The sequence below is a fragment of the Streptomyces sp. NPDC052701 genome (genome assembly GCF_040678355.1).
Classification (GTDB): Bacteria; Actinomycetota; Actinomycetes; order Streptomycetales; family Streptomycetaceae; genus Streptomyces.
Map to the genome: position 1 here is coordinate 58,510 of NZ_JBFATO010000040.1, position 14,649 is coordinate 73,158.

Genomic DNA, 14,649 nt, shown 5'->3' on the forward strand with positions numbered 1-14,649 from the left:
CCTTCCGCCGGGCCCATTAGGGTGAGGTCATGCCAGCGAGCTACGCGTATCTCGGCCCCGAGGGCACCTTCACCGAGGTCGCTCTGCGCACCCTTCCCGAGGCGGCGACCCGGGAGCTGATCCCGTACGTGTCCGTGCAGTCCGCGCTCGACGCGGTGCGCGGCGGTGAGGCCGAGGCCGCGTTCGTGCCGATCGAGAACTCCGTCGAGGGCGGTATCACCACCACCCTGGACGAGCTGGTCGCGGGCACGCCGCTGATGATCTACCGCGAGGTGCTGCTGTCGATCACCTTCGCGCTGCTGGTCCGCCCCGGCACCACGCTGTCGGACATCAAGACCGTCTCCGCCCACCCGGCCGCCCAGCCGCAGGTGCGCAACTGGCTGCGGAAGAACCTGCCGGACGCCCTCTGGGAGTCCGCCGCCTCGAACGCGGACGCCGCGCGCCTGGTTCAGGAGGGCCGGTACGACGCCGCCTTCGCCGGGGAGTTCGCGGCCGCCCGGTACGGGCTGGAACCCCTGGAGACCGGGATCCACGACGCGGAGAACGCCCAGACGCGGTTCGTGCTGGTCGGCCGGCCCGCCCGGCCCGCCGCCCCGACCGGCGCGGACAAGACGTCCGTGGTGCTGTGGCAGCGCGACGACCACCCCGGCGGCCTGCGCGACCTGCTGGGCGAGTTCGCCACCCGGGGCATCAACCTGATGCTGCTGCAGTCCCGGCCCACCGGTGCGGGCATCGGCAACTACTGCTTCTGCATCGACGCCGAGGGGCACATCTCCGACCGCCGGGTGGCCGAGGCCCTGATGGGGCTCAAGCGGATCTGTCTGCAGGTGCGGTTCCTCGGCTCGTATCCGCGGGCGGACGTGAGGCCGGACGAGGTGCGGCCGGCGCGGCCCGGGACGTCGGACGACGAGTTCGCGGCGGCGGCGGACTGGGTGGCGCGCTGCCAGGACGGCCGGTTCTGACTCGTCCGAGGCGCCGGGTGGTGCCTGGTCCTACCTGCATATCTTCGTTGTCCACAGGAGTTATCCACAGGCTTGCTTCTCGACCTGGGGACAAGTCGACAACGGGGGGTGCATCGGTCGACAAATCGCCCTTCGGTCCGCTCCTCCACTCATCGGTCCACAGGTCGCCTTCGTCCGCCGTTTCCCTCTGCGTAACTCTTCGGGGTGACCTGTTTCCACCGAAAGTGCAGATGGAGCGGGTTTGCACAGGGGATTTCCAGGGCGATCACATGTATCGGAGTGATCGATTCCGTAGTCCACAGATCTTCCACACAGCCTGTGGATAACCTGTCGGGCTGTGTGGACGCCTGTGGACAACGAAGGCGCAAGTCCCGTTTCCCACAAGGGAATCGAGTCAACGGAACACCCTCCGGCTGACCCGTCCCAGGGAATGGGGCGCCTTTTGTTGACACCTCGGACCACTCGGGGAGAACTCCGGGTATTTCCTACCGGAACAGAACGTAAGCCGTTGCCCGGAAGAGTGATGCGTGGGCCGTCGTCGCGCACCGGTAGCCTGGACCGCGTGATTGACCTTCGCCTGCTCCGTGAGGACCCCGACCGTGTGCGCGCGTCGCAGCGCGCCCGTGGAGAGGACGTCGCGCTCGTCGACGCCCTCCTGTCTGCCGACGAGCGGCGCAGGTCGTCCGGCGTCCGCTTCGACGAACTGCGGGCCGAGCAGAAGCAGCTCGGCAAGCTCATCCCCAAGGCGTCGGCGGACGAGAAGGCCGACCTGCTGAAGCGGGCCGAGCAGCTCAAGGCCGACGTGAAGGCCGCCGAGGCCCAGCGCGACGCGGCCGACGCCGAGACCCAGGAGCTGCTGCTCAAGCTCGGCAACCTCGTCCACCCGGACGTGCCCGTGGGCGGCGAGGAGGACTTCGTCACGCTGGAGACGCACGGCACGATCCGCGACTTCGCCGCCGAGGGCTTCGAGCCCAGGGACCACCTGGAGCTCGGCCACCTCCTCGGGGCCATCGACGTCGAACGCGGCGCCAAGGTCTCGGGCTCGCGCTTCTACTTCCTGACGGGCGTGGGCGCACTGCTGGAACTCGCGCTCGTCAACGCGGCCCTCGCCCAGGCCACGGCGGCCGGCTTCACGCCGATGCTGACCCCGGCGCTGGTCCGCCCCCAGTCGATGGCGGGCACCGGCTTCCTCGGCCAGGCGGCCCAGGACGTCTACCACCTCGACAAGGACGACCTCTACCTGGTCGGCACCTCCGAGGTGCCGCTGGCGGCGTACCACATGGACGAGATCCTGGACGCCGACCGCCTCCCCCTCCGGTACGCCGGCTTCTCGCCCTGTTTCCGCCGCGAGGCCGGCTCGCACGGCAAGGACACCCGGGGCATCTTCCGCGTGCACCAGTTCGACAAGGTGGAGATGTTCTCCTACGTCGCTCCGGAGGAGTCGCAGGAGGAGCACCGGCGGCTGCTGGAGTGGGAGAAGCAGTGGCTGACCTCGCTGGAGCTGCCGTTCCGCGTGATCGACGTCGCCTCGGGCGACCTGGGCGCCTCGGCCTCCCGCAAGTTCGACTGCGAGGCGTGGATCCCGACCCAGGGCAAGTACCGCGAGCTGACCTCGACCTCGGACTGCACCGAGTTCCAGTCCCGCCGCCTGTCGATCCGGGTCCGCGAGGGCAAGCAGGTCCGCCCGCTGGCGACGCTGAACGGCACGCTGTGCGCCGTGCCGCGCACGATCGTGGCGCTCCTGGAGAACCACCAGCGGGCCGACGGATCGGTGTACGTGCCCGAGGTGCTGCGTCCGTACCTGGGCGGCCGGGAGATCCTGGAACCGGTCGCCCGGTGAGCGAGGCGGCCACTCCCCCCGGTTTCCCCTACCGACTGGTCGCGACCGACCTCGACGGGACGCTCCTGCGCTCCGACGGGTCGGTCTCCCGGCGCACCCGTGACGCGCTCGCCGCGATCACCGCGGCGGGTGCCGCGCACATCGTCGTCACCGGCCGCGCGGTCCCCTGGACCCGGCACATCCTCGACGACCTCGGCTACGACGGCCTCGCCGTCTGCGGCCAGGGCGCCCAGGTGTACCACGCCGGCGAACACCGCCTGCTCACCTCGGTGACGCTGGACCGCCAGCTCGCGGGCGTGGCCCTGGCCAAGATCGAGGCGGAGGTCGGGCCGCTGTTCCTCGCGGCGAGCCGTGACGGCCTGGACGGCGAGGTGCTGGTCGGGCCGGGCTACGAGGTGCAGGGCACGCTCCCCGCCACCCCGTTCACGGACGCGTCCGACCTGTGGACCGCGCCCCTGAACAAGCTGTACATCCAGCACCCGGACCTCTCGGACGACGAGCTGTGCGAGGCGGCCACGCGCACCGCGGGCGGTTTCGTCACCGTCACCATGGCGGGCGAGGGCATCGTCGAGCTCCTGCCCCTCGGCCTGTCCAAGGCGACGGGGCTGTCCCTGGCGGCCCGCCGGCTCGGCATGAAGGCCGCGGACACGATCGCCTTCGGCGACATGCCCAACGACATCCCGATGTTCGCCTGGGCGTCCCACGGGGTGGCCATGGCCAACGCCCACACGGAGCTGAAGGCGGTGGCCGACGAGGTGACGTCCTCGAACGAGGAGGACGGGATAGCGGTGGTGCTGGAGCGGTTGCTGGGCTGAGCTCCCGGTCTCCGCGGACGGTCTCCGCGGACCCGGTGGCCTTGGCGGGGCCTGTCCGCTCAGCGGCCCCAACGGTCCCAGTGGCCCCAGCGGTCCCGGTAGTCCCACCGGTCTCTGTGGTCCCAGCGGTCTCTGCGGTCCCAGCGGTCCCGATAGTTCCAGCGGTCTCTGCGGAGGATGCACGGATCGAACGTGCGCGGGCTTTTCGGACCCGACCATGGCTTAGCAAGCCAGTGCCTTACCACTCGGCCAATCCTCCGGGTGGGCGGCCCACGCGAAGCGGTGTTCGCGTGCTCGAAGCGGCCGCCCCGGGCGGCTCCCCGTGCGGGGCGGACTCCACGGAGAGGTGGTGACTACTCCGGAGCCCGCCGCGGGCCGCCCTGCCGGGAGCTGGACGTACTGCCGTGCAGGGACATCGTCCGGCTCCTCTCCCAGAACGTGACGCCGGACGGATCCCCCGGATCCCGGCGGTGCGGACGGAACCACTGTGCCGGTGCGGGAGGGGCGGGCGCCACCGAATAAGCCGGCCTTCCGGCCGTGTGGCCGGGGCGGGCGGGGTCCGGCCGGGACGGCCCGGCGGAGGCTGAAGCCCCCGCCGGAACCGGGACGTCTCACTCCTCCCCGGCGAGCGTGAGCGAGCGCAGCTTCTGGCCGGCGTACCAGGTGGCGAGCACGGTGACCGCGGCCAGCAGCACCGTCGCGGTGGTCAGTCCGACGTCGGAGGTCACGAAGTTCCCCGCGTCGGCGACCTCGTGGGCCACGGCCAGCGACCACTGCTGGACGCTCAGCGTGCGGGCGCCCGGCACCAGGGAGCCGAACAGGGCCTCCCAGACCAGCGCGTAGACGAGTCCGAACACCACGGCGTGCCGGGAGACCGTGCCCAGCAGCAGGAACAGTGCCGCGTACGCGATGGAGGCGACCAGCGCGGCCACGGTGTAGGCGACGGCGATCTGCTGGCCGTTGCCGTTCAGGATGAAGCCCGCGACGAGCGTCGGCACCGCCGAGAACACCATCGTCACCGCGATCGCGACGATCAGCTTGGTGAAGATGATCGTCGGCCGTTTGATCGGCTTGGACAGCAGGTACACCACCGAGCCGTCGTCGATCTCGGGCCCGATCGCGCCGGTGCCGGCGATGACGCCGATGATCGGCACCATCGTGGCGAGGGCGAGTCCGCCCAGCAGGTCCGACGCCGTCTGGTCGTCGGCCCCGGCGAGGGCGCGCACCACCAGGGAGATGGCGATCAGCAGCAGGGGCAGCGCGCCGAGGATGAGGGCCCGGCGACGGCCGAGCAGGGCCCGGTAGGTGAGCCGGGCGACTGTGGGGTCGTACATCAGGGCCTCCTACGCCGCGACCAGGTACGAGAAGACGGACTCGAGGGACTCGTCGGACGGTGAGACCGTGAGCAGGCGGATGCCGTGGTCGCGCGCGACCTTCGGCAGCAGGGCCGTGAAGCGGGCGAAGTCGACGGCCTGGATGCGCAGGGCGCCCTCGGCGTGGTCGACCTCGATGCCCGAGGTCGACGGGTCGGCGATCAGCGCGGCCGCCAGGGCGCGGTCGTCGCTGGAGCGGACCAGGTAGCGGTGCGGCCGGTCGGTCATCAGGCGGCGGATCTTGCGGAAGTCGCCGCTGGCCGCGTGCCGGCCGGCGACCACGACCTCGATGTGCCAGGCCAGCTGCTCGACCTCTTCGAGGATGTGGGACGAGAACAGCACCGTGCGGCCCTCGTCGCCCATGCGCCGCAGCAGGTCCATGAGCTGCATGCGCTGACGCGGGTCCATGCCGTTGAAGGGCTCGTCGAGCAGCAGCAGCGACGGGTCGTGGACCAGGGCGCTCGCCATCTTCACGCGCTGGCGCATGCCCTTGGAGTACGTGGCGATCTTGCGGTCCTGCGCGTACTCCATCTCCACGGTGGCGAGCGCCTGCTGCGCGGCCTTGGCCCCCAGGCCGTGCAGCTCGGCGTTGGCGAGGACGAACTCGCGGCCGGTGAGGAAGTCGTACATCGCCTCCCGCTCCGGGACGACGCCGATGTGCCGGTAGACGGCCTCGTTGCGCCACACGGGCCGCCCGTCGAGGGTGACGGTGCCGGTGGAGGGGGCCAGGAAGCCGCCCATCATGTTGATGAGGGTGGACTTTCCGGCGCCGTTGGGGCCGAGCAGGCCGGTGACGCCGGGGCCGATGGTCATGGTGATGTCGTTGACGGCGACCACGTTGCCGAACCAGCGGGAGACGTGGTCGAGGGAGAGCGTGGTCACAGTCCCACCTTCTTGTAGCGGCGCACCAGGAGGCCGTAGGCGGCGGCGATCAGGCCGAGGCAGACCAGGACGTAGACGGCGCCCTCGGCGTTGTCCGGGCCCACACCGCCGGGGAAGGCGGAGGTCGCGCCCAGGAACGCGGACTGCACGCCGTCGACGAGCGTGACCGGCGAGAACAGGCCGATCCACGGGATGGCGGAGGCGTTGCCCTGTGCGTCGGCGATGGCCTGGAGGGTGGAGACCGCCCCGTAGGAGATGGTCAGGACGGCGATCACGGCGGCGATGCCGAAGCCGCGGCGCGGCGTGACCGAGGCGATGACCAGGCCGATCCCGGCGAACAGCAGTGAGAGCAGTGCCACGGAGACGAGTCCCTGCGCGAATCCCTTGGTCTGGTCGGTGAAGTCCAGCTTGGCCAGCAGCGCGCCGGCGTAGAGGACCAGCAGCGGGGCGGCGGTGAGGATGAACATCGCCGAGGCCAGCGCCGCGTACTTGGCCCGCACGTAGTCGGCGGTCTCGATGGGCCGCGAGAAGTACAGCGGGACGGTCTTGAAGCGCAGGTCGCGCGAGACGGACTGGGGTGCCTGGGAGGCGACGTACAGGCTGATGACGGCCTGCATGACGATCGCGTAGCGCGTGTACTCGAGCGGTAGTTCCTTGGCCTTGGTGGCCACGGCGACGGCGACCATGATGGCCGCGGGCACGCACATCACCACGAACAGCAGCATCGGCAGGACCTTGGACTTCACCGAGCGGCCGAGGCCGTAGGAGCCGCGCAGGGACTGCGAGTACAGCGAGCGGCGGGCGTAGGCGCGGCCCAGACGCGGGCCGTCGTAGGTGCGGTAGCCGATGTTGTGGATGCGGGTCTGGTCACCCGACGGGGTGACCGGTGTGCCCAGGGGCTGCTCAACCGCCATGGCCGGCCGCCTCCTTCCGCTGCTCGTCGCCGCCGTGTCCGCCGGCCGTGAAGACCTCCGCGATGTGGTGCCTGCGCTGCTCCATGCGCACCAGGCCCAGGCCGAGGTCCGCGATCACGTCCCGGACCAGGTCGTAGGTCTCCTCGCCCTGGGCGGTGAGCAGCAGGACGTGGCCCGCGCCCGGCAGGCCGCTGCCGGACTCGACGGTCACCCCGCGGGCGTGCAGCGCGTCGCGCACCGCGCGGGTGCCGTCCGGGTGCTCGTCGGTGTCGGTGACCTCGACGGCGAGGGTCGTCGTGGTCTGGGTGAAGTCGGTGGTGGAGCTGGAGCGCAGCAGCTTGCCGCCGTCGACGACGACGACGTGGTCGCAGGTGCGCTCCAGTTCGCCCAGCAGGTGGGAGGTGACCAGCACCGAGATGCCGAAGTCGGTGTGGATGCGGCGGATCAGGCCGAGCATCTCGTCGCGGCCGACCGGGTCGAGGCCGTTGGTGGGCTCGTCCAGGAAGACCAGCTGCGGGTCGTGGACGAGGGCCTGCGCCAGCTTGACGCGCTGCTTCATGCCGGTCGAGTAGCCGCCGATGGGGCGGTAGCGCTCCTCGTACAGGCCGACGTGGCGCAGGGTGTCCGCGGTGCGCTCGCGCGCGGCGGCGGGCGGCAGGCCGGACATGCGCGCCATGTGGACGACGAACTCGGTGGCCGAGACGTCGGGCGGCAGGCAGTCGTGCTCCGGCATGTAGCCGACCCGCTCGCGGATGGCGGCGCCCTCGCTGGCGACGTCGAGTCCGAGCACTTCGGCACGGCCCTCGGTGGCCGGGGACAGACCCAGCAGGATCTTGATCAGTGTGGACTTGCCGGCGCCGTTGGCTCCGACGAGTCCGGTCACACCGGGCCCGACGTCCACGGAGAGCCGGTCAAGCGCGGTCACCCTGGGGAACCGCTTGCTCAGGCTTTCGGTCGCGATCACAGTCACGCTCCGACCCTAGTGACGCGGGCCGCGCCCGTCGTCAGACCGCAGAGCCGTCTCGGCGTCCGACTCCAGTCGTACGGACCCGTAGGGGATCTGCTGCTTGAGAGCTACCGCGGACGGGAACCCGGCACCGGCTCCGGCCCGGCACCGCACTGTTGACGCGGTCTCTCACAAGGTGCCACATTCGCCGGTGCCGCGTGACGCCGGTGCCGCGTGACGGACACGTACCGCGGTCGGCACGGACCAGTGGGGCGGTGGCATGACGACGGCAGTGACACGCGGGCTCCCGGGCGGGCCGCGGGGGCCGCGGATCGTGCGGCGCCTCGCCCGCGAGGGCGCGGCGCGGCGCCCACCGGATGCGGACCGGCGCGCAGGAGCGCGACGTCGAGCGGAGGACGAGTGACGCTGAAGGGTGCGCGCGAGCGCCGGGTGCGGACCGGCGGGGTCGACCTGTGCGTCGCCGAGCTGGGGGACCCGGACCGGCCGACGGTGGTGCTGGTGCACGGCTATCCGGACAGCAAGGAGGTCTGGTCGGAGGTGGCCGTCCGGCTGGCCGGCCGTTTCCACGTCGTGCTGTACGACGTCCGGGGCCACGGCCGGTCGACGGCCCCGCGGCCGCTGCGGGGCGGCTTCACGCTGGAGAGGCTGACGGACGACTTCCTGGCCGTCGCGGACGCCGTCAGCCCGGACCGGCCGGTGCACCTCGTGGGGCACGACTGGGGTTCGGTGCAGTCCTGGGAGTTCGTCACCGTCCGGCGCACCGAGGGCCGCATCGCCTCCTTCACCTCCGTGTCCGGACCGTCCCTGGACCACTTCGGCCACTGGATCGGCCGGCGGGTGAAGCGGCCCACCCCGCGCCGGGTCGGCCAGCTCCTCGGGCAGGGCGCCAAGTCCTGGTACGTCCACCTCCTGCACCTGCCCCTGCTGCCCGAGCTGGCCTGGCGCGGCCCGCTCGGCAGGCGCTGGCCGGGGATCCTGCGGCGCGTGGAGAAGGTCCCCGGCGGCGACTACCCCACCGCGTCGCTGCCGTCGGACGCCGCGCACGGGGCCTGGCTGTACCGGGACAACGTCCGCGCCCGGCTGCGCCGCCCGCGCACCGACGCCCACGCGCACGTGCCCGTGCAGCTCATCACGCCCCAGGGGGACCCGTTCCTGTCGGAGAGCCTCTACGACGACCTGGAGCGGTGGGTGCCCCGGCTGACCCGGCGGACGCTCCCGGCGGGGCACTGGGTGCCGCGCACCCGTCCCGACCAGCTGGCCGCGTGGATCACCCAGTTCGTGACGTCCGTGGAGGACGGCGGGCCCGGGCCGGCGGCGACCGGCCGGTACGCCGACCGGTTCGGCGGGCAGCTCGTCCTGGTCACCGGGGCGGGCAGCGGCATCGGGCGGGCGACGGCGCTCGCCTTCGCCGCGGCGGGCGCGCGCGTGGTGGCCGTCGACCGGGACGCCGGGGCCGCGGTCCGCACCGCCGGGCTGTCCCGCCTGGCGGGGGCGCCCGCCGCCTTCGCGGAGACGGCCGACGTCTCCGACGCGCGGGCGATGGAGGAGCTCGCGCAGAAGGTCGCCACCGAGTACGGCGTCGTGGACGTCCTGGTGAACAACGCCGGCATCGGCCTGTCCGGCTCCTTCTTCGACACCACCCCGGAGGACTGGAAGAAGGTCCTGGACGTCAACCTGTGGGGGGTGATCCACGGCTGCCGGCTCTTCGGACGGCACATGGCCGAGCGCGGCCAGGGCGGTCACATCGTCAACGTCGCGTCGGCGGCGGCCTTCCAGCCGTCCAGGGCGCTGCCCGCCTACAGCACCACCAAGGCGGCCGTGCTGATGCTGAGCGAGTGCCTGCGCGCCGAGCTGGCCGGGCAGCGGATCGGAGTGACGGCGATATGCCCGGGCTTCGTCGACACGGCCATCACGTCCACGGCGCACTTCGCGGGCGTGGACGCGGCGGAGGAGCGCCGCCGCCAGAAGCGCACGGCCCGTCTGTACGGGCTGCGCGGCTACCCGCCGGAGAAGGTCGCCGGCGCGATCCTGCGGGCGGTGGCGCGCAACGAGGCGGTGGTTCCCGTGACGCCGGAGGCCCGCGGTGCTCGTGTGCTCTCGCGATTCCTGCCGGGGGTGGCGCGGGCGATCGCCCGGGTGGAACCGCGTGTGTGAGTCCAACGGGCCTGTTCGCGGGGGAAGTTGTCCACAGAATCGCCCCTTCCGCTGTGGATAACCGCACTTGGCTGTGGATCAAACCTCGGATGCGAAATCCTTCGCGTGATACCCGTCTCGCCCGGCACGCTGGTGGCATGGACGAGCGACGCACCGTGAAGGTGTCGAAGTACCTCTCGAAGCACCTGCGCCACCAGCCCGACAGGATCGGTCTGAGGCTCGACGAGGGCGGCTGGGCCGAGATCGACGCCCTGCTGGCCGCGGCCGCCGCCCACGGCTTCCGGTTCACCCGCGAGGAGCTCGACCACGTCGTGGCCGCGAACGACAAGAAGCGCTTCGCGATCGAGGGCACCCGCATCCGCGCCAGCCAGGGACACAGCGTCGAGGTCGACCTCGGGCTGCCGCCGGCCACCCCGCCGCCGTACCTCTACCACGGCACCGTCGCCCGCCACCTGGACGCGATCCGCGCCGAGGGGCTGCGGCCCATGAACCGGCACGACGTGCACCTCTCCCCCGACCGCGAGACGGCCGCCCGGGTCGGCGCCCGCCGCGGACGACCCGTCGTCCTGGCGGTCGACGCGGGCGCCATGCACCGCGACGGCCACGTCTTCCACGTCAGCGCCAACGGCGTCTGGCTGACGAAGGCGGTGCCGCCGCGGTATCTGCGGTTCCCGCGGAACCGCTGAGGGAGGATGATCGGCGGATGGACCGCTTCCCCACCACCGAGGCCGTCGTCGGCGCCCTGCGCGAGCTCGCCGCCGCCTACGCGCGCGAGATCGAGGTCACGCACGACATCGGGGCCGACCAGACCTCCCGGCGCAGCGCCGCGGGCATCGGTGTCGTCAGGGACCCGGACGGCTCCCTGCCCCACGAGGCGTACGTCGAGTTCGGCGGTCTGCCCCGGGTGAGCGTGCGACTCCACCCCGAGGGCGACGCGCTGATCACGGTCGAGGGCGTCGAGTGCCCCGACGTCCCACGGGACGACGTACCGGCGTTCCTGCGCTCCCTCTACGACGGACTCGCCCACGTCCGGGCGCGCCGCTTCCCCCCGGGCTACTTCCTCGTCGTGCCGCTCCCCGGCGACCGCATGCACAAGGAGTACATGCCGGTGATCAACCTCAGTCCGTGGCTGAGCGGGCGGGTGCGATGACGCGGCCGGCGGCCCACGGGCGAGAAGGACACGGGCGCCGCGGTCCGCGGACGAGGGCGCCGGGCTCGGCGACTCGGCCGTGAGCGGGGAAGCGCACGGCGCTCGTTTCACGTGAAACACGGCCGGGCGCTTAGGCTCGACGTCATGAGTCTGCGTCTGAGCACCGTGATCCTTCCCCACCGCCGCTGGCACGAGGGCGGCCGTGCAGCCTGGACACGTGCCGAGCAGCTCGGCTTCCACGCCGCGTACACCTACGACCATCTGTCCTGGCGCAGCTTCCGGGACGGCCCGTGGTTCGGCGCCCTGCCGACGCTCACCGCCGCCGCGGCGGCCACCGGCCGACTGCGCCTGGGCACCCTGGTGACCTCACCCAACTTCCGGCACCCGGTGACCCTCGCCAAGGAGCTGATCTCCCTCGACGACATCTCCGGCGGGCGGATCACCCTCGGCATCGGCGCGGGCGGCACCGGTTTCGACGCCACCGCGCTCGGCCAGGAGCCGTGGATCCCGCGCGAGCGGGCCGACCGCTTCGGCGAGTTCGTCCTCCTGCTCCACCGGCTGCTCACCGAAGACTCGGTGTCGTACCAGGGCGACTTCTACTCGGCGCACGAGGCCCGCACCATCCCGGGATGTGTGCAGCGCCCCCGGCTGCCGTTCGCGGTGGCCGCGACCGGGCCGCGCGGGCTCGCACTCGCCGCGCGGTACGGGCAGGCATGGGTGACCACCGGTGATCCCAAGCTCTACGAGAACGGCACGCCCGAGCAGTCGGTCCAGGCCCTACGCCGCCAGGCCGAGAAGCTGGCCGACGTGTGCGCCGCGAACGGCCGGGACGTCGCCGAGCTCGACCGGATCCTGCTCACCGGGTTCACCCCGGACCGGAACCGGCCCCTGCGGTCGCTGGACGCGTTCGTCGACTTCGCGGGCCGGCACCAGGAGCTGGGTTTCACCGAGATCGTGATCCACTGGCCCATCCCCGACTCGGACTTCGCGGCGGAGGAGAAGGTCTTCGAGCGGATCGCCATGGAGGCCCTGGCGCAGCTTCGCTGAGTCCGGCCGGCCGACGGGCCCGGTGAGCGCGCCGGGGCGGTGCCCGCGAGGATGCCGACCACTCACCTGTGCGGACTCCCGCACGGCCGTGCGGGCATATGCGGGACAATGACCGGGTGACCTCAGCGACCCGAGAGACCGGCACCCCGGCCTCCTCCAAGCTCTCGACTCCGCTCGAACAGGGAGGTACCCCCATCGTTCCGCCGCGGCTGATCGCCACCGACCTCGACGGCACCCTGCTGCGCGACGACAAGTCGGTGTCCCCGCGCACGGTCGCCGCACTGGCCGCCGCCGAGGAGGCGGGCATCGAGGTCTTCTTCGTCACCGGCCGCCCGGCCCGCTGGATGGACGTCGTCAGCGACCACGTCCACGGCCACGGCCTGGCGATCTGCGGCAACGGCGCCGCCGTGGTCGATCTGCACGGCGGTCCCGGCGCCCACCGCTTCGTGAAGGTGCGGGAGCTCGCCCACGAGAACGCGCTGGACGCCGTACGCCTGCTGCGCGAGGCGGCGCCCGGCACGCTGTACGCGGTCGAGCAGACGTACGGCTTCCACCAGGAACCGGCCTATCCGAAGCTGCACATGGAGGTCCCCGACAGCCTGGCGCCCGCCGAGGAACTGCTCGCGGCGGACGGCCCCGCGGCCGCCGAACCCGTGCTGAAGATCCTCGCCTACCACCCGGAGCTCGACCCCGACGCCTTCCTCACCCTGGCCCGGCTGGCGATCGGCGACCGGGCCAACGTCACCCGTTCCAGCCCCAGCGCCCTGCTGGAGATCAGCGGTCCCGGCGTCTCCAAGGCCAGCACGCTCGCCCTGTGCTGCGCCGAGCGCGGCATCTCGCACGAGGAGGTCGTCGCCTTCGGGGACATGCCGAACGACGTCGAGATGCTGACCTGGGCCGGACGCTCGTACGCGATGGGCAACGCGCATCCGGACGTGGTCGCCGCGGCGTCGGGGCAGACGGTCGCCAACAACGAGGACGGCGTGGCGGTCGTCATCGAGCAGCTGCTGACGGAGCGGGCGTAGCCCTCCCCGGGAACCGCCCGCCTCCCGTCCTCGCCTACCCGGTCGGCACCCCGCGGTCCGCCAGCCATGCCACCGGGTCCACCGCCGAGCCCGCCTGCGGGGTGATCCGTACCTCGAAGTGCAGGTGCGGACCGGTCGAGTTCCCGGTGGTGCCCGACTGGGCGATCCACTGCCCGGGGACCACCCGCTCCCCCTGCCCGACGGCCACGGCGGCGAGGTGGGCGTACTGCGTGTAGTAGCCGCCGGCGTGCTGGACCACGACCTCGATACCGAAGGGGCCTCCGCACGACACCCGCACCACCCGGCCGTGACCGACGGACCGCACCGGCGTGCCGATCGGCACCGCGAAGTCCTGACCCGTGTGCCGGTTCGCCCACCGCTCGCCGCCGCTGCCGAAGGACGCGGAGAGCCGGTACGTCTCCACCGGCGCCACCCACGTGCCGGTGGAGCCCGTGACCGGCTGGCCGAGGCGGACCGGGCCGCGGCAGGCGCCCGAGGCAACCGAGGCGTCCGCCTGCCCCTGGAGGCGCCGGCGTGCTTCCTCCAGCTTCTCCTCGATCCCCCGCCTCACCTCGACGAGTTCGGCGTTCCGCTGCTCCAGTGCCTGCCGCGCCGCCGCGGTCCTCGCCTCGTCCGCGGCGAGCCGGGCCTCGGCGCGGCGGCTCCTCTCGAGCGCGTGGTCGAGGGTGAGCTGCGCCCGGGAGTAGGCGTGCTGACCACGCATCAGGTCGTCCGGGTCGTCGGCGAAGGCGATGTGCGCGGCGATCGGCAGCCCGCCGCCGCTGCGGTACTGGGCGCGGGCGATGCGGCCCAGGTCCTCGCGTGCCCCGGCGATCTCCCACCGCCGGCGGTCGAGGCGTTCCTCCAGCCGCCGGGCCCGTGCCCGCTGTGCGTCGGCCTCCCGTCGTCCCTCCTCGTACCGCCGCGTCGCCAGGGCCGCGTCCCGGTACAGCCGCGCCACCTGTGCGCTGACGCCGGAGGCGGATCCGTGCGAGCCGTCGACGTCGGCGGGCCGGGCCGCGAGCACGGCGAGCGCGCACAGGAGCACGGAGGCGAGCAGCGGACGGCGGCGGAAGAGGCGCATGCCAGCGATCGTGGCCGCCTCCCGGGCCGGGGGCCCGTTCATGTGGTGCGGCCGGGGGACGACAGGGCACGAATGGATCAGCGATACGGCCGAACAGGTGTGCCCGACCACCCGCTTGACATGACGTCACCTCCGGTCCGGCGGGTGCTCCTTCGGCTAGGGCCTGTCGTCACATTCCCGTCGTCCGCCCGGAGGGGGCCCCGCGGCGTCGGGTGCGTGCTCTCGGCGTGCCGGGCGCGGACCCTCGTACTTGGATGTACTCGGGTCCGCGCCCGGTGCGGCGAGAGTGCGTGCAGGGCGTCGCGGGGCAGGCGGGAGTTCGACGACAGGCCCTAGCTGTGCTGTCCCGGGACGTTGGTGACACGCGTGCTGGGTGCTTGAAGAGGTGAGGGCCTTCTGGGTTCGGTGTGGATTGCGAGATCTACGACCGGTACTC

Annotated in this window: 13 protein-coding genes and 1 tRNA gene; 8 read left to right on the forward strand and 6 right to left on the reverse strand. The window is 72.3% G+C overall.

From position 1 onward, the window contains the following. Positions 1-29 precede the first annotated feature (29 nt). From pheA to AB0L29_RS30860, 3 genes are all read left to right on the forward strand, one after another. Positions 30-962: a prephenate dehydratase gene (pheA, locus tag AB0L29_RS30850; protein WP_365831790.1), complete on the forward strand. Its 933-nt coding sequence runs from the start codon at positions 30-32 to the stop codon at positions 960-962. Positions 963-1,524: 562 nt separating this feature from the next. After that, on the forward strand, positions 1,525-2,802 hold the full coding sequence (gene serS, locus AB0L29_RS30855; protein WP_365831792.1) for a serine--tRNA ligase: 1,278 nt from the start codon (positions 1,525-1,527) through the stop codon (positions 2,800-2,802). Continuing rightward, a complete protein-coding gene (locus AB0L29_RS30860; protein WP_365831794.1) occupies positions 2,799-3,617 on the forward strand; it encodes an HAD family hydrolase in 819 nt (272 codons plus the stop codon). The genes serS and AB0L29_RS30860 overlap by 4 nt, the downstream gene beginning before the upstream one ends. Positions 3,618-3,788: 171 nt before the next feature. Here AB0L29_RS30860 and AB0L29_RS30865 read toward each other — a convergent pair. From AB0L29_RS30865 to AB0L29_RS30885, 5 genes are all read right to left on the reverse strand, one after another. Next, a tRNA-Ser gene (locus tag AB0L29_RS30865) sits at positions 3,789-3,876 on the reverse strand. A 352-nt stretch (positions 3,877-4,228) separates the two neighbouring features. Beyond that, positions 4,229-4,951, reverse strand: a complete 723-nt coding sequence (locus tag AB0L29_RS30870; RefSeq protein ID WP_365831796.1) for an ABC transporter permease — start codon at positions 4,949-4,951, stop codon at positions 4,229-4,231. A gap of 9 nt (positions 4,952-4,960) precedes the next feature. Beyond that, complete coding sequence (locus tag AB0L29_RS30875) at positions 4,961-5,872, reverse strand: ABC transporter ATP-binding protein (protein ID WP_365831798.1); 912 nt, start codon at positions 5,870-5,872, stop codon at positions 4,961-4,963. Next, a complete protein-coding gene (locus AB0L29_RS30880; RefSeq protein ID WP_365831800.1) occupies positions 5,869-6,786 on the reverse strand; it encodes an ABC transporter permease in 918 nt (305 codons plus the stop codon). Before AB0L29_RS30880 ends, AB0L29_RS30875 begins: the two co-directional genes overlap by 4 nt. Continuing rightward, positions 6,776-7,750, reverse strand: a complete 975-nt coding sequence (locus tag AB0L29_RS30885; RefSeq protein WP_365831827.1) for an ABC transporter ATP-binding protein — start codon at positions 7,748-7,750, stop codon at positions 6,776-6,778. The genes AB0L29_RS30880 and AB0L29_RS30885 overlap by 11 nt, the downstream gene beginning before the upstream one ends. Before the next feature lie 402 nt (positions 7,751-8,152). Between AB0L29_RS30885 and AB0L29_RS30890 the strand changes: the two genes are divergently transcribed. The 5 genes from AB0L29_RS30890 (at position 8,153) to AB0L29_RS30910 (ending at position 13,129) form a co-directional block, all read left to right on the forward strand. After that, a complete protein-coding gene (locus AB0L29_RS30890) occupies positions 8,153-9,907 on the forward strand; it encodes an SDR family oxidoreductase (RefSeq protein ID WP_365831802.1) in 1,755 nt (584 codons plus the stop codon). Between the two features lie 137 nt (positions 9,908-10,044). Next, entirely contained in the window at positions 10,045-10,593 is a 549-nt protein-coding gene (locus tag AB0L29_RS30895) for an RNA 2'-phosphotransferase (RefSeq protein ID WP_365831804.1), read from the forward strand. 17 nt (positions 10,594-10,610) lie between these two features. Continuing rightward, positions 10,611-11,057, forward strand: coding sequence for a hypothetical protein (locus AB0L29_RS30900; RefSeq protein ID WP_365831806.1), 447 nt, complete (start codon positions 10,611-10,613; stop codon positions 11,055-11,057). A 144-nt stretch (positions 11,058-11,201) separates the two neighbouring features. Continuing rightward, positions 11,202-12,104: an LLM class flavin-dependent oxidoreductase gene (locus AB0L29_RS30905; RefSeq protein ID WP_365831809.1), complete on the forward strand. Its 903-nt coding sequence runs from the start codon at positions 11,202-11,204 to the stop codon at positions 12,102-12,104. Between the two features lie 98 nt (positions 12,105-12,202). Beyond that, complete coding sequence (locus tag AB0L29_RS30910; RefSeq protein ID WP_365831811.1) at positions 12,203-13,129, forward strand: Cof-type HAD-IIB family hydrolase; 927 nt, start codon at positions 12,203-12,205, stop codon at positions 13,127-13,129. A 34-nt stretch (positions 13,130-13,163) separates the two neighbouring features. Here the strand turns inward: AB0L29_RS30910 and AB0L29_RS30915 are convergent, their stop codons facing one another. Further along, positions 13,164-14,213: a M23 family metallopeptidase gene (locus tag AB0L29_RS30915; RefSeq protein ID WP_365831813.1), complete on the reverse strand. Its 1,050-nt coding sequence runs from the start codon at positions 14,211-14,213 to the stop codon at positions 13,164-13,166. Positions 14,214-14,649: the final 436 nt, after the last annotated feature.

Coding starts and splice junctions, on each gene's coding strand:
- pheA (WP_365831790.1), top strand. CDS start 30: ATGCCAGCGAGCTACGCGTATCTCGGCCCCGAGGGCACCTTCACCGAG.
- AB0L29_RS30870 (WP_365831796.1), bottom strand. CDS start 4,951: ATGTACGACCCCACAGTCGCCCGGCTCACCTACCGGGCCCTGCTCGGC.
- AB0L29_RS30880 (WP_365831800.1), bottom strand. CDS start 6,786: ATGGCGGTTGAGCAGCCCCTGGGCACACCGGTCACCCCGTCGGGTGAC.
- AB0L29_RS30895 (WP_365831804.1), top strand. CDS start 10,045: ATGGACGAGCGACGCACCGTGAAGGTGTCGAAGTACCTCTCGAAGCAC.
- AB0L29_RS30900 (WP_365831806.1), top strand. CDS start 10,611: ATGGACCGCTTCCCCACCACCGAGGCCGTCGTCGGCGCCCTGCGCGAG.
- AB0L29_RS30905 (WP_365831809.1), top strand. CDS start 11,202: ATGAGTCTGCGTCTGAGCACCGTGATCCTTCCCCACCGCCGCTGGCAC.
- AB0L29_RS30910 (WP_365831811.1), top strand. CDS start 12,203: ATGCGGGACAATGACCGGGTGACCTCAGCGACCCGAGAGACCGGCACC.
- AB0L29_RS30915 (WP_365831813.1), bottom strand. CDS start 14,213: ATGCGCCTCTTCCGCCGCCGTCCGCTGCTCGCCTCCGTGCTCCTGTGC.